The sequence below is a fragment of the Pseudaminobacter soli (ex Zhang et al. 2022) genome (assembly GCF_014595955.1).
GTDB lineage: Bacteria > Pseudomonadota > Alphaproteobacteria > Rhizobiales > Rhizobiaceae > Kumtagia > Kumtagia pseudosoli.
On sequence record NZ_JABVCF010000001.1, the window covers coordinates 478325 to 502162 of the forward strand.

30 protein-coding genes are annotated in these 23838 nt (G+C 62.9%); 18 read left to right on the forward strand and 12 right to left on the reverse strand.

The features are described 5' to 3' along the window. Nucleotides 1-9: 9 nt before the first annotated feature. Nucleotides 10-504, reverse strand: coding sequence for a flavin reductase (locus tag HUI96_RS02270; protein WP_188252982.1), 495 nt, complete (start codon nucleotides 502-504; stop codon nucleotides 10-12). A 181-nt stretch (nucleotides 505-685) separates the two neighbouring features. On the opposite strand from HUI96_RS02270, the gene HUI96_RS02275 reads away from it, so the two are divergent. From HUI96_RS02275 to HUI96_RS02295, 5 genes are all read left to right on the forward strand, one after another. Then, the gene (locus tag HUI96_RS02275) at nucleotides 686-1738 is read left to right on the forward strand and encodes a branched-chain amino acid ABC transporter substrate-binding protein (RefSeq protein ID WP_188252983.1); all 1053 of its coding nucleotides are present in this window, start codon (nucleotides 686-688) and stop codon (nucleotides 1736-1738) included. Then, a complete protein-coding gene (locus HUI96_RS02280; protein ID WP_188252984.1) occupies nucleotides 1735-2742 on the forward strand; it encodes a P1 family peptidase in 1008 nt (335 codons plus the stop codon). The genes HUI96_RS02275 and HUI96_RS02280 overlap by 4 nt, the downstream gene beginning before the upstream one ends. A gap of 181 nt (nucleotides 2743-2923) precedes the next feature. After that, the gene (locus HUI96_RS02285) at nucleotides 2924-3337 is read left to right on the forward strand and encodes a hypothetical protein (protein ID WP_237683909.1); all 414 of its coding nucleotides are present in this window, start codon (nucleotides 2924-2926) and stop codon (nucleotides 3335-3337) included. A 59-nt stretch (nucleotides 3338-3396) separates the two neighbouring features. After that, a complete protein-coding gene (gene purB, locus HUI96_RS02290) occupies nucleotides 3397-4704 on the forward strand; it encodes an adenylosuccinate lyase (RefSeq protein WP_188252985.1) in 1308 nt (435 codons plus the stop codon). A 65-nt stretch (nucleotides 4705-4769) separates the two neighbouring features. After that, entirely contained in the window at nucleotides 4770-4943 is a 174-nt protein-coding gene (locus HUI96_RS02295; RefSeq protein ID WP_188252986.1) for a hypothetical protein, read from the forward strand. Nucleotides 4944-4948: 5 nt separating this feature from the next. Here the strand turns inward: HUI96_RS02295 and HUI96_RS02300 are convergent, their stop codons facing one another. Further along, nucleotides 4949-5761, reverse strand: coding sequence for a VOC family protein (locus HUI96_RS02300; RefSeq protein ID WP_188252987.1), 813 nt, complete (start codon nucleotides 5759-5761; stop codon nucleotides 4949-4951). A 199-nt stretch (nucleotides 5762-5960) separates the two neighbouring features. Between HUI96_RS02300 and HUI96_RS02305 the strand changes: the two genes are divergently transcribed. Together HUI96_RS02305 and HUI96_RS02310 are read left to right on the forward strand one after the other, a co-directional pair. Continuing rightward, nucleotides 5961-6515, forward strand: coding sequence for an RBBP9/YdeN family alpha/beta hydrolase (locus HUI96_RS02305; protein WP_188253195.1), 555 nt, complete (start codon nucleotides 5961-5963; stop codon nucleotides 6513-6515). Nucleotides 6516-6602: 87 nt separating this feature from the next. Continuing rightward, nucleotides 6603-7676: an NAD(P)/FAD-dependent oxidoreductase gene (locus tag HUI96_RS02310; protein ID WP_188252988.1), complete on the forward strand. Its 1074-nt coding sequence runs from the start codon at nucleotides 6603-6605 to the stop codon at nucleotides 7674-7676. Here HUI96_RS02310 and HUI96_RS02315 read toward each other — a convergent pair. Both HUI96_RS02315 and HUI96_RS02320 read right to left on the reverse strand, forming a co-directional pair. Next, nucleotides 7646-8476 (reverse strand): HpcH/HpaI aldolase family protein, encoded by an 831-nt coding sequence (locus HUI96_RS02315; RefSeq protein ID WP_188252989.1) that lies wholly within the window; start codon nucleotides 8474-8476, stop codon nucleotides 7646-7648. The genes HUI96_RS02310 and HUI96_RS02315 overlap by 31 nt on opposite strands. Nucleotides 8477-8511: 35 nt before the next feature. Next, the gene (locus HUI96_RS02320) at nucleotides 8512-8832 is read right to left on the reverse strand and encodes a DUF1476 domain-containing protein (protein ID WP_188252990.1); all 321 of its coding nucleotides are present in this window, start codon (nucleotides 8830-8832) and stop codon (nucleotides 8512-8514) included. 270 nt (nucleotides 8833-9102) lie between these two features. On the opposite strand from HUI96_RS02320, the gene purC reads away from it, so the two are divergent. Genes purC through HUI96_RS02345 form a run of 5 tightly spaced genes read left to right on the forward strand, consistent with a single transcriptional unit; the run spans nucleotide 9103 to nucleotide 11550 of the window. Beyond that, nucleotides 9103-9894 carry a phosphoribosylaminoimidazolesuccinocarboxamide synthase gene (purC, locus tag HUI96_RS02325; protein ID WP_188253196.1) on the forward strand — a complete coding sequence of 264 codons (792 nt, stop codon included), beginning with the start codon at nucleotides 9103-9105 and terminating at the stop codon, nucleotides 9892-9894. A gap of 49 nt (nucleotides 9895-9943) precedes the next feature. Next, on the forward strand, nucleotides 9944-10186 hold the full coding sequence (purS, locus tag HUI96_RS02330) for a phosphoribosylformylglycinamidine synthase subunit PurS (RefSeq protein ID WP_188252991.1): 243 nt from the start codon (nucleotides 9944-9946) through the stop codon (nucleotides 10184-10186). A gap of 19 nt (nucleotides 10187-10205) precedes the next feature. Beyond that, entirely contained in the window at nucleotides 10206-10439 is a 234-nt protein-coding gene (locus HUI96_RS02335; protein WP_188252992.1) for a hypothetical protein, read from the forward strand. Then, on the forward strand, nucleotides 10436-11110 hold the full coding sequence (gene purQ, locus HUI96_RS02340; protein ID WP_188252993.1) for a phosphoribosylformylglycinamidine synthase subunit PurQ: 675 nt from the start codon (nucleotides 10436-10438) through the stop codon (nucleotides 11108-11110). The genes HUI96_RS02335 and purQ overlap by 4 nt, the downstream gene beginning before the upstream one ends. Before the next feature lie 38 nt (nucleotides 11111-11148). Next, nucleotides 11149-11550: a hypothetical protein gene (locus tag HUI96_RS02345; protein WP_188252994.1), complete on the forward strand. Its 402-nt coding sequence runs from the start codon at nucleotides 11149-11151 to the stop codon at nucleotides 11548-11550. A 19-nt stretch (nucleotides 11551-11569) separates the two neighbouring features. On the opposite strand, the gene HUI96_RS30015 is transcribed toward HUI96_RS02345, so the two are convergent. Next, a complete protein-coding gene (locus HUI96_RS30015; RefSeq protein ID WP_188252995.1) occupies nucleotides 11570-11815 on the reverse strand; it encodes a DUF1127 domain-containing protein in 246 nt (81 codons plus the stop codon). 82 nt (nucleotides 11816-11897) lie between these two features. On the opposite strand from HUI96_RS30015, the gene HUI96_RS02355 reads away from it, so the two are divergent. Both HUI96_RS02355 and HUI96_RS02360 read left to right on the forward strand, forming a co-directional pair. Beyond that, on the forward strand, nucleotides 11898-13310 hold the full coding sequence (locus HUI96_RS02355) for a PLP-dependent aminotransferase family protein (RefSeq protein ID WP_188252996.1): 1413 nt from the start codon (nucleotides 11898-11900) through the stop codon (nucleotides 13308-13310). A gap of 270 nt (nucleotides 13311-13580) precedes the next feature. Next, nucleotides 13581-14471 (forward strand): hypothetical protein, encoded by an 891-nt coding sequence (locus tag HUI96_RS02360; RefSeq protein ID WP_188252997.1) that lies wholly within the window; start codon nucleotides 13581-13583, stop codon nucleotides 14469-14471. Between the two features lie 111 nt (nucleotides 14472-14582). Here HUI96_RS02360 and HUI96_RS02365 read toward each other — a convergent pair whose 3' ends face one another. The 3 genes from HUI96_RS02365 to HUI96_RS02375 form a co-directional block, all read right to left on the reverse strand. Continuing rightward, on the reverse strand, nucleotides 14583-15221 hold the full coding sequence (locus HUI96_RS02365) for a 2OG-Fe(II) oxygenase (protein ID WP_210319994.1): 639 nt from the start codon (nucleotides 15219-15221) through the stop codon (nucleotides 14583-14585). Nucleotides 15222-15618: 397 nt separating this feature from the next. Then, the gene (gene yghU / locus HUI96_RS02370) at nucleotides 15619-16491 is read right to left on the reverse strand and encodes a glutathione-dependent disulfide-bond oxidoreductase (RefSeq protein ID WP_188252998.1); all 873 of its coding nucleotides are present in this window, start codon (nucleotides 16489-16491) and stop codon (nucleotides 15619-15621) included. 98 nt (nucleotides 16492-16589) lie between these two features. Beyond that, the gene (locus HUI96_RS02375) at nucleotides 16590-17501 is read right to left on the reverse strand and encodes a DMT family transporter (RefSeq protein ID WP_188252999.1); all 912 of its coding nucleotides are present in this window, start codon (nucleotides 17499-17501) and stop codon (nucleotides 16590-16592) included. A 203-nt stretch (nucleotides 17502-17704) separates the two neighbouring features. Between HUI96_RS02375 and HUI96_RS02380 the strand changes: the two genes are divergently transcribed. The 3 genes from HUI96_RS02380 (at nucleotide 17705) to HUI96_RS02390 (ending at nucleotide 19318) form a co-directional block, all read left to right on the forward strand. Further along, complete coding sequence (locus HUI96_RS02380; protein WP_188253000.1) at nucleotides 17705-17995, forward strand: acylphosphatase; 291 nt, start codon at nucleotides 17705-17707, stop codon at nucleotides 17993-17995. Between the two features lie 96 nt (nucleotides 17996-18091). Further along, nucleotides 18092-18658 carry a type 1 glutamine amidotransferase domain-containing protein gene (locus HUI96_RS02385; protein WP_188253001.1) on the forward strand — a complete coding sequence of 189 codons (567 nt, stop codon included), beginning with the start codon at nucleotides 18092-18094 and terminating at the stop codon, nucleotides 18656-18658. Nucleotides 18659-18868: 210 nt separating this feature from the next. Further along, nucleotides 18869-19318 carry a hypothetical protein gene (locus HUI96_RS02390; RefSeq protein WP_188253002.1) on the forward strand — a complete coding sequence of 150 codons (450 nt, stop codon included), beginning with the start codon at nucleotides 18869-18871 and terminating at the stop codon, nucleotides 19316-19318. A gap of 134 nt (nucleotides 19319-19452) precedes the next feature. On the opposite strand, the gene HUI96_RS02395 is transcribed toward HUI96_RS02390, so the two are convergent. Further along, nucleotides 19453-20466 carry a glycoside hydrolase family 25 protein gene (locus HUI96_RS02395; RefSeq protein ID WP_188253003.1) on the reverse strand — a complete coding sequence of 338 codons (1014 nt, stop codon included), beginning with the start codon at nucleotides 20464-20466 and terminating at the stop codon, nucleotides 19453-19455. Between the two features lie 315 nt (nucleotides 20467-20781). Here HUI96_RS02395 and fba point away from each other — a divergent pair, with 315 nt between their 5' ends. Further along, entirely contained in the window at nucleotides 20782-21846 is a 1065-nt protein-coding gene (gene fba, locus HUI96_RS02400; RefSeq protein ID WP_188253004.1) for a class II fructose-bisphosphate aldolase, read from the forward strand. Nucleotides 21847-21975: 129 nt separating this feature from the next. On the opposite strand, the gene tatC is transcribed toward fba, so the two are convergent. Genes tatC through HUI96_RS02415 form a run of 3 tightly spaced genes read right to left on the reverse strand, consistent with a single transcriptional unit; the run spans nucleotide 21976 to nucleotide 23829 of the window. Further along, a complete protein-coding gene (gene tatC / locus HUI96_RS02405) occupies nucleotides 21976-22809 on the reverse strand; it encodes a twin-arginine translocase subunit TatC (RefSeq protein ID WP_425299181.1) in 834 nt (277 codons plus the stop codon). Beyond that, on the reverse strand, nucleotides 22806-23561 hold the full coding sequence (gene tatB / locus HUI96_RS02410; protein WP_188253005.1) for a Sec-independent protein translocase protein TatB: 756 nt from the start codon (nucleotides 23559-23561) through the stop codon (nucleotides 22806-22808). The genes tatC and tatB overlap by 4 nt, the downstream gene beginning before the upstream one ends. A 34-nt stretch (nucleotides 23562-23595) precedes the next feature. After that, complete coding sequence (locus tag HUI96_RS02415) at nucleotides 23596-23829, reverse strand: twin-arginine translocase TatA/TatE family subunit (RefSeq protein ID WP_188253006.1); 234 nt, start codon at nucleotides 23827-23829, stop codon at nucleotides 23596-23598. Nucleotides 23830-23838 lie beyond the last annotated feature (9 nt).

The following is a 23838-nucleotide window of genomic DNA, read 5'->3' on the forward strand; positions in this document are numbered from 1 at the left end:
CCGGCGGCCCTAGAGAGTGCGATAGGACCGATTGTAGTAGAGCAGCGGCTTGACGCTATCGGCGATGCGAAGCCCTGTCACCTTGCCAAAAAGCACCCTGTGCGTGGCAAGATCTTTCGTATCGAACAACTCGCAGTCAAACACAGCCTGGGCGTCGACGAGCGTAGGCGCACCCGTGGCGATGGTGGACCAATTACCCATGGCGAAGCGCTCCTCGACCGACAGGCCTGTCACCCCCGAAAAGGCAACGGCGAGCGGCTCGTGCTTCACGGAAAGGGTATTGAGCGCGAACCTGCCATTTTGAATGAATGCCTCATTCTTCGGGTTCTCGCGGTTCACGCAGACTAGGACCATCGGCGGCTTGTCGGAGACGGAGCAAGCGGCAATCACGGTGGCACCGCGCAGGCCCGCTGGCCCGTCGGTGGTCACGACATGAACGGCCCCGGTGAACAGAGCCATTGCGTCGCGATAGGCCTGAGGCTCGACATCGTTCTTCTTAAGCACCACAAGTCCCGAAGCTGGAGGATAGAGGGCTATATATGGCCGCCGCCACAAGCCCACAAGGAACACGCCGCCTGGCGCGACCGAAATCGCCAGTTGCGCCAGCCTTGTACGGCCGTTAGGTGTTGCTACCGGACAAGGCCCTCTCCCGCCTAGGGGACCTGGAACAGGACAGTTCGCCCTCATGAAGCTTGCCACGACGGCGATCGCGCTCATGGCCTTCGGCGTGGCCGTAGCCGCCGCGCGGGCGGAGGTGCCGGCGATTGGCGTAGTGGCTCCGCTGAGCGGTGAATCCGAGATGCTCGGCAAACAGGTTGTCGCGGGGGCGCAAGCGGCGGCTGGGGGCGCCAGGGTCGAGATTGCCGACGATCGCTGCACGGCTGAAGGCGGCGCCGAGGCTGCGCGCGAATTCGTCGCCGCGAAGGTGCGGTTCGTCGTCGGGTTCCTCTGTACGGAATCGATCGAGGCGGCACTGCCGATCCTTAAGCAGGCCGGAATCCCGACGATCACGCCGGGTGTCCGCACCGACAGCCTGACGGATCGCCGCGAGAAGACGGGCTGGCTGGTCTACCGTCTCGCACCACGGGCGGACGCGGAGGGCAAAGCGATCGCGAACCTGCTGGTGCCGCTCTGGCGCGACAGCCTGTTCGCCATCATCGACGACGGCACGATCTATGGCCGCGATCTGGCCGAGACCTTTCGGGCGGCCGCCGAAAACAAGGCGCTGAAGCCCGTCTTCTTCGACACCTATCGCCCACAGATGGAGAACCAGATCGGCCTGATCGGCCGGCTGCGGCGGGCGGGTGCAACGAACGTCATGGTCGGAGGCGACCGGGACGACGTCGCCGTCATGGCGCGCGATGCTGCGGCGCTCGGTGCCCGAATGACATTCGCCGGCGGGGAAGTGCTTCGTTCCGCTTCGAATGGCGTTCCGCTGCCTGCCGGTACTCTCATGGTCGGCCTGCCGGAATGGTCCGAGATCGCCGATCCTGCGATACTCCCGAAGATCAAGCAGAGCGGCATCCTCCCCGAAGGCTATTTCCTGCCGAGCTATGCCGCCATGCAGATCGCCCTTGCTGCAGCCAGCAGCGCGGGGAGCGGGAGCCCTGTCCTGACAGGACCTTTCGCCACCGCTTTGGGAGAAATCCGCTTCGACCAGAAAGGCGATTTGGTCGACAACCCTTACCGCCTGTTCCGCTTCGACGGCTCCCGCTTTGTTTCGCTCGAAAGCCAATGACCATGAGAACAGGCCCGCGTAACCTGATCACCGACGTCGAGGGATTGAAGGTCGGCAACGCCTCCGATGCGCGGCTGAAATCGGGGGTGACGGTCGTTCTTTGCGACGAACCCGCCACTGCAGGCGTACAGGTGCTGGGCGGTGCGCCAGGAACCCGCGAGACCGACCTGCTCGAGCCCCACAACTCGGTCCAGACGGTCAATGCCGTCGTGCTCTCCGGCGGTTCGGCCTTTGGTCTTGATGCGGCGTCCGGCGTTCAGGCCGCGCTGCGCGAGAATGGCATCGGCTTTGCCGTTGGCGAGCACCGCATACCGATCGTGCCGGCAGCCATCCTGTTCGATCTCCACAATGGCGGCGACAAGGCGTGGGGAAAATATCCGCCGTACCGGGAGCTTGGCAATGAGGCAGTGAAGACAGCCGCCCTTGACTTCGGCATCGGCACAGCCGGGGCTGGCACCGGCGCCCTGACAGCGGGCCTGAAGGGTGGTCTAGGGTCCGCTTCGACCGTGTTGCCCAGCGGGATCACCATCGGCGCGCTGGTGGCTGCGAATCCCATGGGCTCGGTCACTATTGGGGAGAGCCGATATTTTTGGGCCGCCCCCTTCGAGGTCGGCCACGAGTTCGGCGGATTCGGTTATCCAGCCCCGATGCCGGAGGACGCCACGCGGGTCAGGTTGAAATTCCGCGATCCCGCGGCAATAGCCAACACGACGATCGCCGTCATCGCCACGGACGCGGTGCTCACCAAGGCCGAAGCCAAGCGGCTGGCAACGGCCGCCCATGACGGGTTTTCGCGCGCCATCTGGCCGACACATACGCCTGCCGACGGCGATCTCGTCTTCGCACTCGCCACTGGGGCCAGCGGCAAGACGCTGACGGGCTACGAAGCCATCGAACTCTACGCGGCCGCCGGCGCAACCATGGCGCGCGCAATCGCCCGGGGCGTCCATGCTGCCACGCCGGCGGAGGGCGACCCGTTTCCGGTCTGGTCCTCGCGTGGCTGAGTCTGTCGACCCACTCTCAGAGCCCAACCCTGGCGCAGGGCTATCGCATTTTGGTTCGACCCCCACTCCGGTAGACATCGCCGACCACCTCGCCCCCGATCGACGGGGCCTAGCGCGTCTCCTCGGAGCCCTGCCCTCGCTCCGCACCGCCGTCCTCGGCGCGCTACTGTGGGCCAGCGTCATGGCGGCCAGCGCAGCATTCGATGTGCTGATCCAAGGCTGGCAGACGCCATCCCAGATCATCGAAGTAGCGATTCTCTACGCAGTCGGAGCAGCGATCGCCTTTCCGTTCGCCTATGCCCTCACCCGCCTCGTGGCCGGCGGCCGCCACCTAGAGGCGCGGCTCGCGGCCGCTTTGCTATGCTTCACGGCCGTGACGATCGGGACGACGGCGCTTGTCTATGCTCTCGACTACCGCACCTACTACGCCGCCTGGCATGCCGAGGCGCTGTCGATCAGATGGTTCTTCGAGTTCGCCTTCACCATCCTGGGCGCCTTGGTGCAGTTTGTCGTAAGCGGGGTCCGGCTCTATTTCCCGATCGGCTTCGTGGGCCTGCTGGCGGTATCCTGCTGGTTTGCGCGCCACGCACGTTGAGCCTCGTCCCCTCCTCTGTTAGGACGCGCCAGAACTCCTCAAGAACGTCAGGATTGGCCATGATCCCCCGTTATTCGCGGCCCGAGATGGTTTCCATCTGGTCGCCCGAAACGCGCTTCCGCATCTGGTTCGAGATCGAGGCCTATGCTTGCGAGGCCATGGCCGATATCGGCATGATCCCCAAGGAGGCGGCCCGCACCATCTGGGAAAAGGGAAGCGCGGCGAAGTTCGACATCGAACGCATCGACGAGATCGAGCGCGTGACCAAGCACGACGTCATCGCCTTCCTCACGCATCTCGCCGAGTTCGTCGGCCCGGATGCCCGCTTCATCCACCAGGGCATGACGTCTTCCGACGTGCTCGACACCTGCCTTGCCGTCCAGCTTTCCCGCGCCAGCGACATCCTTCTGGCCGATATCGACGCCCTGCTGGCGGCTCTGAAACGCCGCGCCTTCGAGCACAAGAACACCGTCACGATCGGCCGCAGCCATGGCATCCATGCCGAGCCGACCACCTTCGGCGTCAAGCTGGCGCAGGCCCACGCCGAGTTCTCGCGCTGCCGCGAGCGACTGGTGCGGGCGCGCGAGGAGATTGCGACCTGCGCGATCTCCGGCGCCGTCGGCACCTTCGCCAACATCGATCCGCGGGTGGAGGAGCATGTCGCGGCAAGGCTCGGCCTGAAGCCCGAGCCGGTGTCGACGCAGGTCATTCCACGCGACCGCCACGCCATGTTCTTCGCCACGCTCGCCGTGATCGCCTCCTCGATCGAGCGACTGGCGACCGAGATCCGGCACTTGCAGCGCACCGAAGTGCTCGAGGCGGAAGAGTATTTCTCGCCCGGGCAGAAGGGCTCCTCGGCAATGCCGCACAAGCGCAACCCAGTGCTCACCGAGAATCTCACTGGATTGTCCCGGATGGTGCGCTCCTATGCGCTGCCAGCGATGGAGAACGTGGCGCTCTGGCACGAGCGCGACATCTCGCACTCCTCGGTGGAGCGCATGATCGGCCCCGACGCCACCATCACCCTCGACTTCGCCCTGGCGCGGTTGGCCGGCGTCATCGACAAGCTCGTCGTCTATCCCGAGAACATGATGAAGAACGTGGAGAGGCTGCACGGCCTCATCCATTCGCAGCGCATCCTGCTGGCGCTGACGCAGGCCGGGGTCTCGCGCGAGGACGCCTACCGCCTCGTTCAGAGAAACGCCATGAAAGTCTGGGAACAAGGCGCTGATTTCCTGCAGGAACTTCTCAGCGATCCGGATGTACGCGCGGCTCTCTCGGAAGAAGAGATCAAGGACAAGTTCGACCTTGGCTATCATACCGCGCAAGTCGATACGATCTTCCGGCGCGTCTTCGGAGCGGCCTGAGCAGGAACTCCATTCCAATGTACACGTTCTCACTCCACAGTACTTGCAACTTGGGGTTTGGAACGATGAGCCAGGTCGACAGTGCAGACGCGAGCCGCGTCACATGGTTCGCCGCCGGCGCACTCGCCGCAGCGGCGGCCGTTGCTCTCTTTTTATTTGCGGACGGTTATTTCGAAGCCGATGCCAGCCTGAGCGCACAGGCCGACGGACAGCGCACAATCATTGAAGGCAAACAGTGACGCTGTCAGGCGCCTGAGGGAACCACTCTTACGGACGTCCCCCATGGATCAATGTGAAGGCTCTCTTCGTCCGCAAGCCGCGAATTGAGCTGCACATAGCTGAGGCCGGCCCGGTCCGGTCGCATGCCGGCCCCGGCGCTCTGCCAGGCATTGGCGCCGACGTGATGATGATATCCGCCGGTCGAGAGGAACACCGCCGCGCTACCGTAGGTCGCCATGGTGTCGAAGCCGAGCTTCTCGCGCCACCAGTTCTCTGCGTCTGCGGCGCTGCCGACGCGCAGATGCACGTGGCCGACCATCGTGCCAGCCGGAGCGCCCGGCCAGACGGGATCGGCGACTTCCAACTCACCCAGCAGATTCTGCACGTCGAGCGGCAGCGTTGCCATCTTCACCGTGCCGTTCCTTTCGAAGGCCCAATCGGACCGAGGCCGGTCGACATAGATCTCGATGCCGTTGCCTTCCGGATCGTTCAGATAGATCGCTTCGCTCACCAGGTGGTCCGACGCGCCCGTCACGGGAATGCGGCGCTCAGCGGCGTGCCTCGTCCAGTTCGCCAGGTCTTTCCGGGACGGCAGCAGGAACGCAGCGTGAAAGAGGCCAGCGGAGCGTGGATCGTCCGGCTTTGCGCCTGGAACGTGCTCGAGTTCCAGGAGCGGCAGGTCGCCGGCGCCCAGCGTGACCGCATTGCCACGCCGCGACAACTCGGTCAGCCCAATGGCGTCCCTATAGAAGCTTGTGACCCTTTCCAGGTCCCGGACCTTGAGGCCGATCATGCCGACGCTGACCGGCGCGTCGGCGGCAAAGGGCAGTTCTGACATGGCGTTCTCCTTCGGAGCCGAACAGTTTCGCATACAATCTGCCGCAAGGCCCCACTTCCTCAGAACATCGTGGGGCAGGCAATTCGATACAAGCCTTCGAACTGCGAACACGCCGTTCACGATCCCGGGTACCGACCTCTCATCTGCGAATGACGGGCAGACGGTTGCCGCTGCGCGAAGCTCGGCCTAAATGGCGGCCATGCGAGTCAAGGACGCCGATATCCTCATCGTGCCGGGTTACACCAATTCCGGCCCGGACCACTGGCAGAGCCGGTGGCAGGCAAAACTCTCGACGGCGCGCCGGGTCGAGCAGGCCGAGTGGTCGAAGCCGGTGCGCGAGGACTGGACGCGCACCGTCGCCGACGCCGTCAACGAGGCCGATCGGCCGGTGGTACTGGTAGCGCATTCGCTGGGTGTCGCGACAGCCGTGCAGGCGATCCCCATGTTCCGCCGAACCATAGCCGGCGCGTTTCTGGTCGCCCCGCCCGACGTTGCCAACCCATCGATCCGCCCGAAGCATCTGATGACCTTCGGCCCGTACCCGCGCGATCCTCTGCCCTTTCCGTCGCTGGTGATCGGCAGCAGCAACGACCCATTCTGCTCGCTCGACGTCGCGCAGGACATCGCCAATGCGTGGGGATCGCTGTTCATCCATGCGGGCGAAGCCGGCCACATCAATGCGGATGCCGGATACGGACCCTGGCCAGAGGGCTCTATGGCCTTCGCCAATTTCCTGACCCGCCTCCAAGGCTGAAACTGGCCCAAAGCGCAGACGCGATCGAGGATTGACGCGAAGCGCGAAGCGCCTGAACTCTGCCGTTCTTTGAATGGGGTGGAATCCATGGCCAAGCACGTCGCGGTGATCGGCGCCGGCATCATAGGAGCGTCGGTCGCCTGGCATCTGAGCCGGGCGGGCTGTGCGGTCACGCTGATCGATGCCGGTGACGGCGGCGGCGTCGCGACCCCATGCTCCTTCGCCTGGATAAATGCGAGTTGGGGCAACCCCGAATATTATTCCCACTTTCGCCGGCGCTCCATGCAAGGCTGGAAGCGCCTGCAGGCCGAGGTGCCCGGCATTTCGGTCGACTGGTGCGGCAGCCTGACCTGGGACCTTTCGCCTGCCGAACTGGCCGAATATGCGGATGAGCACGGACGCTGGGGGTACGATCTGCGGTGGGTGGATCCCGCGGCGATGGCGGCCATCGAACCGAACCTCAGGACGCCGCCTGACCGGGCCCTTCACGTTTCCGAGGAAGGCATGGTCGAGCCGGTCGCCGCAGCCCGCGCCATGATCGAAGGCGCGCAGGCGAACGGAGCGCGCGTCCTGACGGAAACCTCGGTCGCGAGAATGGTCCTCCGAAATGGCCGCGCGGTCGGTCTCGAGACAGATGCCGGAGCGGTCATCGAGTCGGACGAGATTGTCGCCGCCGCCGGCGAGAACACGGCAAAGCTGCTATCCGGCACAGGCATCGAACTGCGCATGAGCGCGCCACCCGGGCTGATCATGCACTCGACCATATCGCAGAAGCGGCTGCTCAACGGCCTGTTGATCTCACCGGACCTGCATGTCCGGCAGACCAAAGAGGGCCGGCTGATCGCCGGGAGCGACTTTGCCGGAGGCGATCCGCAAGGGAGGCCGGAGGAGATGGCGCGCGATCTGCTCGACCGCGTCCGGGCGATGGTCGAAGGCGCCGAGCAACTGGACCTGGATTTCTTTACGGTCGGAAGGCGGCCCACTCCGGCAGACGGTTTTCCGGCCATCGGCAGGGTCGCGGAAGGAATCTACGTGACCGTGTTGCACTCCGGCGTCACGCTTGCGCCGATCGTCGGCGAGCTTGCCGCCCGCGCGATCGCATTAGGCGAGCGCGACCCGGATCTCGCGCCCTACGATCCGCTCCGCGAAGCGCTGGCATAGGGGTCGGCGTCGACGCCATCGACCTTGCGCCCGGCGATCGACTCGCGGGCGCCCGTGATCAGCGCCTCGGCGCCAAGCGCCATGCAGCGCTGCTCGTTCCCCAGAGCGAGGAAGCGATAGCCCATCTCGACATAGCGGCCCGTGTAGGCGGCATCCATGACGAAGATGCCGGCATATTTGCCGGCCTTACGCGCCCGGGCGGCAATGTCGGAGACGGCCTCCATCATGTCCTCAAGGGTCGGATTGATGGCCGCGCCGTTCGTCCATGCGATCGAGAAATCCGACGGACCGAGGAAGATGGCGTCTATGCCGGGCGTCGCCAGGATGCCGTCCAGATCCTCGAGCGCGCTGCGGGTCTCGATCATCGCGAATGATACGGTCGCAGTGTTCATCGACCTGAGCCAGTCCATCTGGCTGGTGCCGCCCATCCGGGCGAACCCGAAGGTCGGGCCCCACGAGCGGCCGCCCACCGGCGGATACTTCATCGACTCGGCAAAGAGACGGGCATCGGCGACGGAGTTGACCATCGGCGCAATCACCGCCTCGGCGCCGAAATCGAGCGCCCGGCTCGCCATGTCGAAGCGGCCCACCGGAATGCGCACGATCGCATGCTTGCCGGCATGACGAACCGGCACGACCGAGCGCAGCACGCTGTCCTCGTGATGTCCGCCATGCTGCATGTCGAGCGTGACGGCGTCGAACCCCTGCAGCGCCATGATCTCGACAGTGAGTGCGTCCGGCACCCCGGACCAGGCAGTGAACACGACCTGGTCGGCTGCAAGCCTTTCCTGAAGGTTCATTCTCACTGCCTCTCCGAATGATAGGCCGACTGGCCTCAGTTGTTCCTGATCGCCTCGATGGCCTGCGCCATCATCTCGTCCATGGTCCGGCGGATTTGATGCTCCGACTGGTCGACACCGGCCGCCTGGAAGTCTTTGCTGATCTTGCGCAGAACATCGTGGTCGCCCGCCTCCTCGAAGTCCGAGTTGACGACTTCCTTCGCATAGGCCTCGGCGGCCTCGCCGGTCTTGCCGAGTTTCTGGGCGGCCCAGAGGCCGAGCATCCTGTTGCGGCGCACGGTGGCTTTGAAGCGAGCTTCTTCGTCCATGACGAACTTCCGCTCAAAACCTTCCTCGCGATCCTTGAAACTCGTCATACCTGATCTCCTGCTGGGAATCTGATTCAGTCATTCCCATATACGTTGTCAGGAAGCACAAACCAAAACAGCGTGACAGGGTCAATATCGCGAGAGCATTCCGCCTTGACGAACAATGCTTTTGATAGCCTGCCGCAATGCGGAAATGCACGTTGAGGAAAGGTCGCGATTGCGATAGAGACCGCCCTTAAGGCCCATCAGCGCGCTCCTGCCGCGCGAGTCGGAGGGTACGGCAGTGATCCGCCTTCCAGCATTTTCAGAGATTTCATGATGAAAAATCGCCGCCGCATCTACGAAGGCAAGGCCAAGATCCTTTATGAAGGACCGGAGCCGGGGACGCTCATCCAGTTCTTCAAGGACGATGCCACCGCCTTCAACAAGAAGAAGCATGAGGTCGTCGATGGCAAGGGCGTCATCAACAACCGCATCTCCGAGCACATTTTCAACCACTTGAACCGGATGGGCATCCCGACCCACTTCATCCGGCGCATCAACATGCGCGAGCAGTTGATCAAGGAGGTCGAGATCATTCCGCTGGAGGTGGTCGTCCGCAACATCGCTGCCGGCTCTCTGTCGAAGCGGCTCGGCATCGAGGAAGGCACGGTTCTGCCTCGCTCGATCATCGAATTCTACTACAAGGCCGACGCGCTCGATGACCCGATGGTTTCGGAAGAGCACATCACCGCCTTCGGCTGGGCGAGCCCGCAGGAGATCGATGACATCATGGCACTCGCCATCCGCGTCAACGATTTCCTCTCCGGCCTCTTCCTCGGCGTCGGCATCCAACTTGTCGATTTCAAGATGGAGTGCGGCCGCCTCTACGAGGGCGACATGATGCGCATCGTCGTGGCCGACGAGATCTCGCCGGATTCCTGCCGGCTCTGGGACGTCGCCACTCAGGACAAGCTCGACAAGGACCGCTTCCGCCGCGACATGGGCGGGCTGGTGGAGGCCTATCAGGAGGTCGCTCGCCGGCTCGGCATCATGAACGAGAACGAGGCGCCGCGTCCGACCGGACCGATCCTGGTCGCCTCCAGCGGAGGCAAGGGCAAGCCGCACTGAGCGGCGCCCTCCCCCGCTTAACTACCCGATTGCAAGGAACCATAAACTCGTGATCAAGGCCCGCGTCACCGTCACGCTGAAGAACGGCGTGCTCGACCCCCAAGGCAAGGCGATCGAAGGCGCGCTCGGTACGCTGGGCTTTTCCGGCGTCGGTGCGGTGCGCCAAGGCAAGGTGTTCGACATCGAACTGGAGAGCGCCGACAGAGCCAAAGCGGAAGCCGAACTCAAGTCGATGTGCGAGAAGCTGCTCGCCAACACGGTGATTGAGAACTACAGTGTGACGCTTATCTGAGGTTGTACCGGAGGGCGCGATGGCGGATGCGACCAACGAACTCATGTACGAGCTTCTGAAACGAATTCACTCTGATCTATCGGAGATGAAGTTCGATATTCATGAATTGAAAAAGCGCATGACCGGCGCGGAGGAGGCTCTCGCAGGCGTCAACCGCCGACTGGACCGCCAAGATGATCGCCTCGAGCGCATCGAGCACCGCCTGGAATTGCGCGAACTAGCCGAAGCCCAAAGACCCTATCAGCCCGAATGAAATCTGCAGTCATCCTTCTCCCCGGCCTCAATCGCGACCGCGACATGATCGCGGCGCTGACCAAGATATCCGGCAAGCCGCCCGTCACCGTCTGGCAAACAGAGACGGAAATCCCGGACGTCGACCTGATCGTCATCCCCGGCGGCTTCTCCTATGGCGACTACCTGCGCTGCGGCGCCATCGCGGCGCGCAAGCCGGTGATGCGCACCGTGGCCGAGAAGGCCGCCAAGGGTGTCCCGGTCATCGGCGTGTGCAACGGCTTCCAGATCCTGCTCGAGGCCGGCCTGCTGCCCGGCGCGCTGATGCGCAACACCTCGCTGAAGTTCGTCTGTCGCGAGGTGAATCTCGAGGTTGCCAACGCCAACACGCTGTTCACCCGCAACTATGCCCCCGGCCAGATCATCCGCACGCCGGTTGCGCATCACGACGGCAACTATTTCGCCGACCCCGAGACGCTCGCCCGGATCGAGGGTGAAGGCCAAGTCGTGTTCCGCTATGCCGAGGGCACCAATCCCAACGGCTCGATGAACGACATTGCCGGCGTGATGAGCGAGGGCGGCAATGTTCTCGGCATCATGCCGCACCCCGAGGACCTCATCGAGGCCGCCCATGGCGGCATCGATGGGCGCCCGCTCTTCGAAAGCGCGCTTGGCCTCGCCAAGGCCGCGTGAGTCTCCCAACAGCCATCACTCGATCGAAAAGGTCTCGGATGCGACTTGCTCTGGCCGTGCTGCCGTCACTGGCTCTCGCTCTGGCGGCCTGCCAGTCGGGGTCGTCCAAGCCTACCCCTAGCGGCGGCAAGAGTGCATCGCTGAAAGCCATGGAGACCGTGGCGACAGCCGCTCACAAATGCTGGTTCGCCTCAAAGGACCCGGCCTTCAAGGGGTACCGCTTCGCGAACGAGTTGAATTCAATGACTGGAAATCCGCGATTCCTGCTCGTCCCGGCCAAGGATTTCGGTGGTCGGCCGTTGCTGGTCGTGCAGGCGAAGGGCAGTTCCCCCAAGGTGGATGCCTTCGGACCGCTGCTTCAGGAGCCGATCGGCTCCAGGATTTCGAGCGATCTCCGCCGCTGGACCGCAGGAGACACGTCCTGCGGCACGGCGGCCTGAAGGGCGCATAGCATTCCCGTCACTCCCAAGGGTTTCGCAGTCCTTCGCGTTCCGCGTCGGCTCGCGATAGCCCAATATCCTTTAGCTGTTCGTCGGTGAGGCTGAGGAGGACCAACCGGCTGTGCCGGCGCTCGAGCATCTCCGCCAGAGCGGCAGCCGCCCGATTTCCGGCATAGACTGCGGCGGCGAAGAGCCGTGAGGCAAAGCCAGCTTCCAGTCTCGAAATTGCTCTCTCATCTCGGGCAATCGTCCAACTTGTAGGCATTGTCTCGTCCTCGGCTATTCAGCCCCGCCATGACAATCAATGCATTGACTCAACTTCGATGACAATCTACAGAATTGTCATCATGACAAATTGGCTGCCGGATCTGTCGAAGGGCTCGGGCCCACTTTATCTGCGCCTTGCGGACCAGATCGAAAGCGACATCGAGAACGGGACGCTCCCGCCCGGAGCGAAACTTCCCCCGCAGCGGAATCTGGCCTTCGACATCGGCGTGACGACCGGGACGGTAACGCGCGCCTATTCAATGGTGCGCGAGCGGGGACTGGTGAGCGGCGAGGTCGGGCGCGGCACCTATGTGCTGGGTGGGGGTGCACAGCCCGCTGCCACCGTACCCGCGCCGATGGCGCCGGTCTGGAACCGTACCGTCTCGGCCCCCGCGGGCAAGATCCGCATGGACACCACTTCCGCTCCCGACCTCGGCCAGGGAGTGGTTTTACGTGAGATTACTGACCGCATCGTCCGGGAACAGCCGGAGAAAGTGATCGACTATACCCGTGTCTGGCCGGACAAGTGGCGGGAAACCGGCGCACAATGGCTATCGACGCCCGACTGGCGCCCCGAGCCGCAAACCATAGTGCCCACCACCGGCTGTCATGCCGCCATCATGGCCGTGATCGCGGTGGCAACGGCGCCAGGCGACAAGATCGCCTTCGAGCACCTCACCTATTCGTCGATATCGCGCAGCGCCAATCTGCTCGGCCGCCGTACCGTCGTCTTCGGCAATGACGAGTTCGGTCCGGACCCGGACGATTTCGAGCGGCTTTGCGCACAGCAGCATCCGAAGCTCGTCTTTCTGATGTCGGCGCTGCAGAACCCGACGCTGGCGATCATGCCGCCCGAGCGGCTAAAGGCGATTGTCGACATTGCACGCAAGTACAATGTCTGGATCATCGAGGACGCGATCTACAGCACGCTTCTCGAGGAGGGCTATTCAACCCTCGTGGAGTTGGCACCGGAGCGCACATTTCACGTCGGCGGTCTTTCGAAGGCGGTGGCGGCCGGCGTGCGCGGCGGCTGGGTCGCCTGCCCTGCGCATTTCGCGCCGCGGGTGCAGACGGCGCACAAGATGGTGACCGGCGGCCTCCCCTTCCTGCTCGCGGAGATTGCCGCAACGCTGGTCGACAGTGGCGAGGCGGCGAAGGCACGTGTGAAGGTGAGGCGGGAACTCGCTGTCCGCGAAGAAATGGCCCGCCAGATCTTCTCGGGGTTCGAGTTCCAGTCCCACCGCAACGCGCCCTATCTCTGGATGAAGCTGCCTGAGCCGTGGCTTTCGGGCACCTTCAAGCAGGTCGCCGCGAACGAGGGCGTGCTGGTCGATGACGAGGACGAGTACAAGGCCGGTCGCGGCGAGAAGGTGTTCCATCGCATCCGCGTCAGCTTCTCCATGCCGCCTTCGCGCGAGGATGTAAGGACCGGTTTCGAGACGATCCTTCGCCTGATGGAGCATGGACGGGCCGGTTACGACAGCTACGGCTGAGGAACGCGAGAGTCTTTCCGAACTTTTCCGGCGGACTTTCGATTTCCGGCACAAAGTCCATTTTCCCAATATTCGTGAAGCGGAGTCATGGCCTGTACCGTTAGGTTCAGGCCAAGTTCACGCACCGATTACAAGCAGGCTTGTACGCGTCTGATCTTCATCTATAGTCTCACAGCCTCCGCGTTTTCATTCGACCTTGAGGATTCTTGTTGCAAAATCCCAGGAGAATGCCACTTTCGCGCAATGGTAGTACGTAAGAGACCACCCCTCTTGCGCGCGCTCGGCGCAGACGAGCCGCCACGATACGTAAGCGTCCTGGGATCGCGCTATCAGTTGGCCGTTCCGCTCAAGCACGACTCCTGGGCAGCCACCGCCATCTATGCGGACGAAACGGGCGAGCGCATCACCTGCAAATTCGGCAGAACGCAGAGCGTGCTCGGTATCCCGATGTCATGGCTCGGCCGGCTGCTGGCGCGGCGGGAGGCCGGTTTCCTGCGGCGGCTGGAGCGTATCGAGTTTCTTCCGAAGGATCTCGGCCCGGTGACAGCGGGCGGCCGCGTTCTGCCGAACGCGATCGCGCGCACCTATGTCGACGGTAATCCATTTCGGGACCCGCCCGAAGACCGGGGGGCCTTCTTTGTGGATCTGCGCCGCTTGGTTGCCGAGATTCACGCCGACGCAGTCGCCTATGTCGATCTGCACAAACGCGAGAACATCATCGTCGACCCAGCCGGCCGGCCCTACCTCATCGACTTCCAGGTTTGTCTCGCGACCGGGGACCGCTGGCCGTACAACGGGCGGCTCATGCGCTTCCTCGTCGGCAAGCTCCAGGAGATGGACGACTACCACGTCAACAAGCACTATGCGCGCTGCATGGCGGACCTGCTCTCCCCTGAGGAAATCCGCCGCCTGAAAACGCCGCCGGGCTTCATCTCGGCGCACAGGTCTTTCGCCGTGCCGCTGCGCAGCTTGAGACGCCGTCTGCTGGTGGCCTTGAAAGTACGAGCTCAAGGCGGGCGGGCCGAGACCGAATTCGAGCCGGAGGATGCATTCCGCAATCCCGGGAGCGGATCGGAACTGCTGGGCGTATCGCGACCACATCTCCGGGTCATCCCGGCCGACCAGAGTGAAGCGAAGAGACAGCCGGGAGCCACTCCGTGACTTGGCCGGCTCGACTCACCCGGCCTTCTTCGTCCCGGAATGGCCCCTGAAGTTGCTTGGCGCTGGCGCGCCGTTCGGCCTCCAGGATGACACGCTTCGGCCGTATATCCTCTAGGCGCTACGCCCCGCGATCAGCGAGGTGAGCTTCTTGATGCGGGTCGAGAAGCGATGGCGCGCCTGTTCCTTGTCCACCACGTCTTGGGAAGTCACCCAGTTCAGTTGGATGGCTCGGCGACGCCCCTGGAACGGCTTGTGACCGTGCCAGGACGAGTCGGAGCGCAGGAAGATCAGCAAGTTGCCCTCCGTCGGCGAGATCTCGGCCGCATAGTCGTCGAGGTCCATGCCATTCCTAAGCAGCCGAAGCCTGCCGCCATCCGGATCCCATGCCTCGTTGAGGTAGAGCAGCACCGTCACGATCTTCGTCTTGCTGTCGGTATGGATGCCCCCATCCTTCTGCCGGGTATAGCCGCGCACCGTGTACATGGTGGGCTTCCCCGAAAGGTCGACATCGAACTTGCGCTCGACGGCATTTCGAAATTCGTCCCCGAGCAGTTCGTCCATGACCGATTTGAAAGCGCCCCTGACTTTCAGTTCGCTCGGCGGGTGAGAACCTGGCCCGGGAACATCAGGAAAGTCTGCAATGACCTCGGGCAGCCGCTGCGCGCGCACGAACTTGGGTACCACTACGTGCCGGAACGGATCAGTGCTGAGCGGGGTGGCTTCAAGAGACGGCAGATCCAGATACATCATGCAGGCCCCTCCGGGATATATCCGAACCGGATACTGCACGGGTCAGAACGTTTTGTCCAACCTGCTTATCCCAGAAAGGTCATGAGATTTATTGCTAGTCGAAATAGCTAATCTCTTTAGACCGATCTTTGTGCGCTTATCTGCTCTTGCTCTTCATTCTTCATGTAGAACGTCATGCAGCGGACCAGGATCTCCCTGAGGGATGATCTTGCCATCCTAGTGATTCTGTCTCGACCCTCAGAAGTCAGCCGCCGCGCACGGCTCCCCGCCTTCAACAGCGGCAGCAAGAGCGAGTCGCAGCGGGCTGCGCTCTGCCTAAGGGGCGCGCGATCTGCCACCGCCGCCATCGACCCGCCGCAGTGGCGGGTCGCGACCAGCCCGGGTGGAGAAGGAAACCCTACTCAGCCGCTAGCCTATCCTGCGTCTTCGTCTCGAAATCGCTGGCGTCGTGACGTTCGTGCAGTTGTGTGGCCGGATCGCCATAGGTACGGTTCACCATGCGGCCGCGCTTTACGGCGGGCCGGGCATAGAGTTGGTCGGCCCAGCGCAGGATGTTCTTGTACTCGTGCACCGACAGGAACTCGGCGGCATCATAGTTCCAGCCCTTCACCATGCCGCCATACCAGGGGAAGATCGCCATGTCGGCGATCGTGTATTCGCTGCCGGCGACGTATTCCGCCTCGGCCAGGCGGCGGTCGAGCACATCGAGCTGGCGCTTCGTCTCCATCGCGTAGCGGTCGATGGCATACTCGATCTTGACCGGCGCATAGGCGTAGAAGTGCCCAAAGCCGCCGCCGACGAAAGGGGCGCTGCCCATCTGCCAGAACAGCCAGGAGAGCGCCTCGGCACGCGCGGGTTGCTCGGCAGGCAGGAACGCGCCGAACTTTTCCGCCAGATACATGAGGATCGCACCCGATTCGAACACGCGAATCGGCTCCGGCCCGCTGCGGTCCATCAGCGCCGGGATCTTCGAGTTCGGGTTGACCTCGACGAAACCGCTGCCGAACTGCTCGCCCTCGCCGATCCTGATCAGCCAGGCGTCGTACTCGGCGCCGCGGTGACCCGCCGCAAGCAGTTCCTCCAGCATGATCGTGACCTTCACGCCATTGGGCGTTCCCAGCGAATAGAGCTGCAGCGGATGCCTGCCGACCGGCAGTTCCTTCTCGTGGGTCGGTCCGGCGATCGGACGGTTGATGCTCGCAAAGGCGCCGCCGCTCGGCTTGTTCCAGGTCCAGACTTTCGGCGGGGTGTAATCGTCGTTCTCGGTCATGCTCACTCTCGGCTTTAGGTTGTGCGCCTAACATGGGGACGAGGCCGTTGCGGAGCAATCGAATAGTCCCGAAAACCGAATGCGCCACAATCCTAGGCCTAAGCGGTCGGAGACGCCCCCGGGTGCTCAGCCGCCGGACCCGGCTTCCGCCGGGCGTCGGCTGCGAGGTCCGCGCCGGCATGCACCAGAACTGCGCTGAGCACGATCAGCCCGCCGAGTACGCTGGCATAGGGCGGCAATTCGGCAAGGAACATCCAGGCTGCGAGAACCGCGAATGGGACCTCGGCGGCCCCAAGCAGCCCAGCTTCGGCCGCTGGCAAACGCCGTCCGCCCTCGGTCCAGAGGATGACTGCTGCCGCATAGGAAACGCCGAACCCGCCAATGATCAGCGCATCGACGGAACTGATCGCGAGGGGATCAGTCACGAACCAGCTCACGACGAACAGCAGGAAGCCCATAACGGCTCCCGCCCACATCACCGGCGTCGTCGTGAAGGCCCGGATCATCACGAGATAAAGCGCGGATGCGAGGGTCATACCGAGCGCGAGCAGATCGCCATGCAGCTTCCCTGCCCCGAGCCCGCCGGAAACGATGATCAGCACGCCCAGCACCGATACGACGGAGATCGCCATCGTCAGCTTGCGCGCCGGCAAGCCCCTCAGCAGAAAATCCAGCCCGGCCGCCCAGAACGGCACGGTCGCGTAAATGGCTGCGACATTGGCAACATAGGTCGCCTTGAAGGCGCCGATGAAGAAGATGCTCGAGACGGCTCCGGCGGCTGTGAGCATCCAGCCGCGAATGCCGAGCCGCGGGAAGAGTTGCCGGGCTTCGTGACCTCCGCGCCAATAGGCATAAGCAGCGATCAGCACTCCGCCGACGAGGCCGCGCCAGCCCGCGATCGTCCAGGCATCGGCAGCAGTCAATTTCGTGAAAATGCCCGCAGACGCAAAGAACACCGTCGACCCGATGATACAGGCGATTCCGGCGGCGCGATTTTCATAAGCGTGCATTGCAACGAGGTCGCATGCGCGCTCGGAACGTGTCGAGAGGACGGCCAACGGTATTGCCGAAGAGGACCAATAGGAAGTCTTGCCGCCACTGATGTTTGCCGCGCGACCGCGTGATCCGCCACTGCCTGGAGAGCGTTACTTCGGATCTCTTGGTTCGACCGATCGTTGATCCATCTAGTGCGAGAGACACCCGCGAGACCGCCATGACCGAACAGCACGCCTCTGAAATCCTCAAGGTTCGCATCCGCGGCCGTGTCCAGGGCGTAGGCTTCCGCTTCTGGACGCGCGATGAAGCGCAGTCGCTCGGGATCTCGGGATGGGTGCGCAATGAGCCGGACGGGTCGGTTACCGCGCTCCTCGCTGGCGATCCGGCTACCGTCCGCGCCATGCTTGAGCGGCTCCACCAAGGTCCCCCGGGGAGCCGTGTCGTTGATGTCGTCGTCGAAGAGGCCGAGCTAGAGGAGTTCGGCGGCAGTTTCGAGATCGTACGCTGAACTGGCGTGCTAAATGGCCGCAGCAGCGCTTACGGAACCCCTCTTCGCTCCTACAATTGAGCTGTCGACCCGGTTTTCCAAGGACGGAGAAACAGCATGGCACAAGAACTATCCGGAAAACAAATCGCCATTCTCGCCACCAACGGCTTCGAGCAATCTGAGTTGGAAGTACCTCTTAAAAAACTGAGAGAGGCGGGCGCAAAGGTCGATGTCGTCTCATTGCAGGGTGGTGAGATCAAAGGTTGGGAGATGAAGGACTGGGGTCATCCTGTTCCGGTCGACAAGACGCTGGATGAGGTCAGCCCCAACGACTACGACGCGCTGGTATTGCCGGGCGGCCAGATCAACCCTGACCTGCTAAGGGTCGAGCCCAAGGCGCTGCAGTTCATCATGAGCTTCTGGAAGGCCAACAAGGTGGTCGGCGCGATCTGTCACGCGCCCTGGCTCCTGATCGAGACCGGCATCGTCAAGGGCCGCCGCGTCACCTCCTACCATTCCATCAAGACCGATGTGATCAATGCCGGCGGCCGGTGGGAAGACAGCACGGTCGTTGTCGACCAGGGCCTGGTGACGAGCCGCAACCCTGGCGACCTCGAGGCATTCAGCGCGAAGCTGATCGAGGAAATCCGCGAGGGCGTACACGAACACCGTACCGCTGCCTAACCAAGCCAGGGCCGCCTCGGAACCTTGCGGGAGGCCCCCAAAACCGACACGACGGCTTCAGATAGCACCGCGGATATGACCTCGCCCCTTTGCTAAGCGGTTGCGGCGGCTCGTCCCAAAAACGTGATCAAATAGAATCGTCATCTCTCCTGTCTCTAGGATTATGCTGCACTAGCTGGACTTAATGTCCCCAGACGACAGGAGCATGCCATGAAGCATCTGAACCCTGACGAGCTGCTATCGACTGCCGAACTTTTCCCGAGCCTTGAGACTGCGCCCAAGCTGACCCCTGCCCAGCGCATGGATCGTTGGGCGAAGGTTCTGGACGAGTATGACGGCCCGATCTGCGCGCTTCGCCGGCTGGAATATTTGAGAGGCGACCAGCTTCGCGAATATCGTGGCACGAACACCCCGCTGACGGTCGCCTTCAACGACCCGATCCTGCGTGCCGATGGCCTGCGCGGCGACAGCTTGGGCGAGGCGATGGATTTCTTCGCCCTGTCAGATCAAGACGCCCATCACCTGCTGTGCGACTGCCATTACCATGGCACGATGACGGCCTCCGGGCTTGCATCGCGGATCCGCCAGCATATGCGGCGCCAGGAACGCTGGGAGGGCTGGACCAGGGTCGCCCGCAGGGTGTTCGGCTGGGCGCGTTGAGCGTCCGGATCGGCGCCCAAGGTTGGTGGCGTTTTGAACGAATTGGCGGAAGGCGTCTTACTGCGCCTTCCGGTGATAGGTGCGGTCTCCTGCCCGCCGCACTCTATAGTACGCCCGAGTACTGATGAATTGCCTCAGTTGGCGGCGACCGCGGTCTGGCCGCCAATCCAGGTGCGCCACTGCTTCTCGGTACCATAGAAGACATTGAGGTCAATCTTGCCTTTCACGCCATGTGAGAGGCCGGATCCAGAATATTGCCAGAGAACCCAGTTCCGGCCCGGATAGACCTTGCTCGGATGCTGTGCGACGGCCCGCAGCCAGAACGGATGGTTGAGGAAGTGGCCCTCCAGATTGTCTTTGTAGAAGTCCGGGGCCGTGTAGATGATCGGCCGCTGTCCGTAATGGGCCTCGAGCTTGTCCAGGAAGACCCGCATCTTCTCGCGCACTCTCGCAGGAGAGAGCTTGAACCTGCAATTTGACTCGCCGTTGTATTCTACGTCGATGACCGGCGGCAGCGCACCCTCCACCCTGGGGACGTTGCGGATGAACCAGTCGGCCTGCTCCCCGGCTGTCCGGCACCAATAAAAGAAGTGATAGGCACCGCGCTTCAAGCCCGCCTCGTGCGCGCCGCGCCAGTTCTTCTTGAACATCGGGTCGAGATGATCGCCCCCGTCTGTCGCCTTGATGTAGGCGAAGTTCGCTCCCTGGCTGCGCAGCGTCACCCAGTCGATATCGCCCTGCCAACGCGACACGTCGACCCCGTGAACGGGATAGTTCTGCGGCTTGTATTTGCCGAAATTGATCGGCTTGGCGTCTCGGAAGCGGTGACGCTGAACAGGACCGACCTTCGGCGGAACAGCTCGCGCCGCTGGACGAGGAGCGGGAATGATCGTATCCGGCCGAGTCGTTGCCGCCAACGCAAGGGCGTTAATGCCTTCAGGAGGTCTTGGAGCGGCAACCGCCACCTGCTCGGTCGCAGTCTCTTCCAGCACTGCGGCGACCGTATCGCCCGACGGCACGGGCGCGCTCGGCCTTACCGAACTCGTCGTCTCGCCTGACGGCTTGGCGATCTGCAGCACGTCCATGGATTTAGACATGCACCCGGCCAGCAAGAGGCAGGCGAGAAGAGCAAGGCTTTGCGACCGCATGAATACCTGTACGCGAGACAAAACAGACCGGTGGCCGCCAGAGCGCGGGGCGACAGAGCTTTGCGGGGAAATTCCAAATAAAGTTTTAATCGAAGGCCGGTGATCGATCGATCATCGGCAGTTGCACGGCTGCGGCCGATTGCCGTCGTCTCCGGGGCATGCGACCAGCCTTGGTCGGTTCAAACGATTGAGTATGGACGTTCCCAGGTTTGGGCGGCTTGAGGCTTTGAAATGCATGGAAAGTGGGCTTGCCCAGGCGTATTTTTCCACTAAGCGTCGGACTTCAGCTTCCGCAATGAGTGAGGAGAGAACCTGATGGCCCGCATCACCCTTCGTCAGCTGCTGGATCATGCCGCCGAGCATGGCTACGGCGTCCCGGCCTTCAACATCAACAACATGGAGCAAGCGCTGGCGATCATGGAAGCGGCGGATGCCGCCAAGGCTCCGGTGATCCTGCAGGCGTCCCGAGGTGCGCGCGCCTACGCCAACGACATCATGTTGAAGCACATGATGGACGCGCTGACAGAAATCTATCCGCACATCCCGATCTGCGTTCATCTCGACCACGGCAATGAACCGGGCACCTGCATGACCGCGATCCAGTCCGGCTTCACCTCCGTGATGATGGACGGTTCGCTGAAGGAGGACGGCAAGTCACCTGCCGACTGGGAGTATAATGTCGGCGTGACCAGGAAGGTCTCAGAGATGGCGCATCTCGGCGGCATCTCTGTGGAGGGCGAGTTGGGCGTCCTCGGCTCGCTCGAAACCGGCATGGGCGACCAGGAGGACGGCCACGGCGCCGAGGGCAAGCTCAGCCACGACCAGTTGCTCACCAATCCGGACGAGGCAGTCAAGTTCGTGGCCGAGACCAAGGTCGACGCGCTCGCCATCGCGATGGGCACCTCGCACGGCGCCTACAAGTTCTCACGCAAGCCGGACGGCAAGGTGCTGGCCATGAACGTCATCGAGGAGATCCACCGCAAGCTGCCCAACACGCATCTGGTGATGCACGGCTCGTCCTCGGTGCCGGAGGAACTGCAGGAGATCATCAACCGCTACGGCGGCAAGATGAAGCCGACCTGGGGCGTGCCCGTCGAGGAGATCCAGCGCGGCATCAAACACGGTGTGCGCAAGATCAACATCGACACCGACAACCGCATGGCGCTTACCGGCGCCGTCCGCAAGGTGCTCACCGAGGATCCGAGCGAGTTCGACCCGCGCAAATTCCTTAAGCCGGCTATGGCGGCGATGACCAAGCTGTGCAAGCAGCGCTTCGAGGAGTTTGGCACCGCCGGCCACGCGGAACGCATCCGGTCGATCCCGCTTTCCGAAATGGCCAAGCGCTACAAGTCTGGAAGCCTCGATCCGAAGTTCGGCTAGTCAGCCTGAGTGACTATCTCCGCGCGCCTACAACAAGCGCGCGGAGATAGGTTTCAACGATTGTCTGAGACGTCGGACGTATGGAATTGGAAGGCTGGCCGTCAGCCCGGCCCAGCTTGCGAGCCGCCCCTACTCCGCGGGGCTTGAACTCGCAGTTTCCTCGTCCGGCAGCTTCTCCGCCTCACGCTTCTTCTCAATCATTCGGGCCGACCAGATCGAAATCTCGTAGAGAAGGATCGTGGGCAGAGCCAGGCCGATCTGGCTGACCGGATCGGGCGGGGTGAGAACGGCCGCGACGATGAAGGCGATCACGATCGCCCACTTGCGCTTTTCCTTCAGCCCCTGTGAGGACAGGAGCCCGACGCGCGCCAGCAAAGTCGTGATGACCGGCAACTGGAACACCAGCCCGAAAGAGAAGATCAGCGTCATGATGAGGCTGAGATATTCCGAGACCTTCGGCAGGAGCGAGATCTCGATGTCCGTGCCTGGCCCGACCTGCTGCATCGACAGGAAGAACCACATCACCATCGGCGTGAAGAAGAAATAGACCAGCGCTCCGCCCATGATGAACAGGATCGGCGATGCGATAAGGAACGGCAGGAAGGCGGCGCGCTCGTCCCGATAAAGGCCGGGGGCGACGAACTTGTAGATCTGCGCCGCGATCAGCGGGAACGCGATCACCAGGCCGCCGAACATGGCGAGCTTGATCTGGGTGAAGAAGAACTCCTGCGGAGCGGTGTAGATGAGTTCCACCTGCTGATTGGCGAGCCCGGCCCAGCGAACCGCCCATTTGAACGGAATCACCAACAGATTGAAGAGCTGCTTGGCGAAGAAGAAACAAACCAGGAAGGCGATGAAGAAGCCGCCGATCGCCCAGATCAGGCGTCGGCGCAGCTCGATCAAATGCTCGATGAGCGGAGCCGAGGAGGCCTCGATCTCGGTTTCGTCTCGCTTGGCGTTCACGTCGATTTCCCTGGCGAGGCGCCGTTGTCGGCACCCGTTCCGTTCATATTGGCGGAATCGGCTTCAGATGCCGGGGCGCTCTTCGGTGAAGACTTCCGCCGGGGCGTTGCGGAGGAAGCTGGCTTGGCCGTCTTGGTGCCTGCGGGTTTGGCCGCCTTCGCGCCTGCCGGTTCCGCTGGCTTGGCCGCCGCCGACTTGCGGGTCCTCGGAGCCTTCACCGGTGCAGGGTTAGGCGTAGCCGGAGCACCGGCCTTTGCAGGCTCCGGCGACGGCGCAGGCGTTGCTACCGTCTGCGCCGGAGTAGCCTGAGAGGCGGTAAGCCCCTGAGACGGCGGCTCCGGCATCTTATCCGGACCGTTCACGCCCGGCATCTCGGTCGCCCCGTTCTTAAGCGGCTCGGCTGGCTGAGCGGTTGTTGCAGCCGGATCAGCAGGAGCGGCCGACTTGGTCGGGTTCAGCGATTGTAGACCGGCCCTGACGTCGGCGGCAGCCTTCTCGAATGGATTGAGCTGCTGCTTGATCTGATTGGCCGGGTTCAAGTCGCGCAGCGTGTCGACCGACTTCTTGACCTCGTCCAACTCGGCCTCCTTGAGGGCCTCGTTGAACTGCTTCTGGAAGTCGCCCGCCATCGTGCGCATCTTTGCAGTCATCTTGCCGAAGGTGCGCAGCATCTTCGGCAAATCCTTTGGCCCCACGACCACGATCATAACGACCGCGATCACGAGCATTTCCGTCCAGCCGACGTCCAACATGGCTATCTAATCCGGCTTGGCCGAAGGAACCGGCTCAGCCTTTGCTGACCTTCTCCCGGGGCGTGGCCACGGTTTCATCGGCGCGATGCTCAAGCGTCTTGCCGTCTGCATTCGCCTCTTCGGCGGAGTCGTCTTCCGACATGCCCTTCTTGAAGCTCTTGATACCCTTGGCCATGTCACCCATCAGCTCGGGGATCTTGCCGCGACCGAACAGCAGCAGCACGACCACCAGAACGATGAGCCAGTGCCATATAGAAAAGGAACCCATTGGTGAACT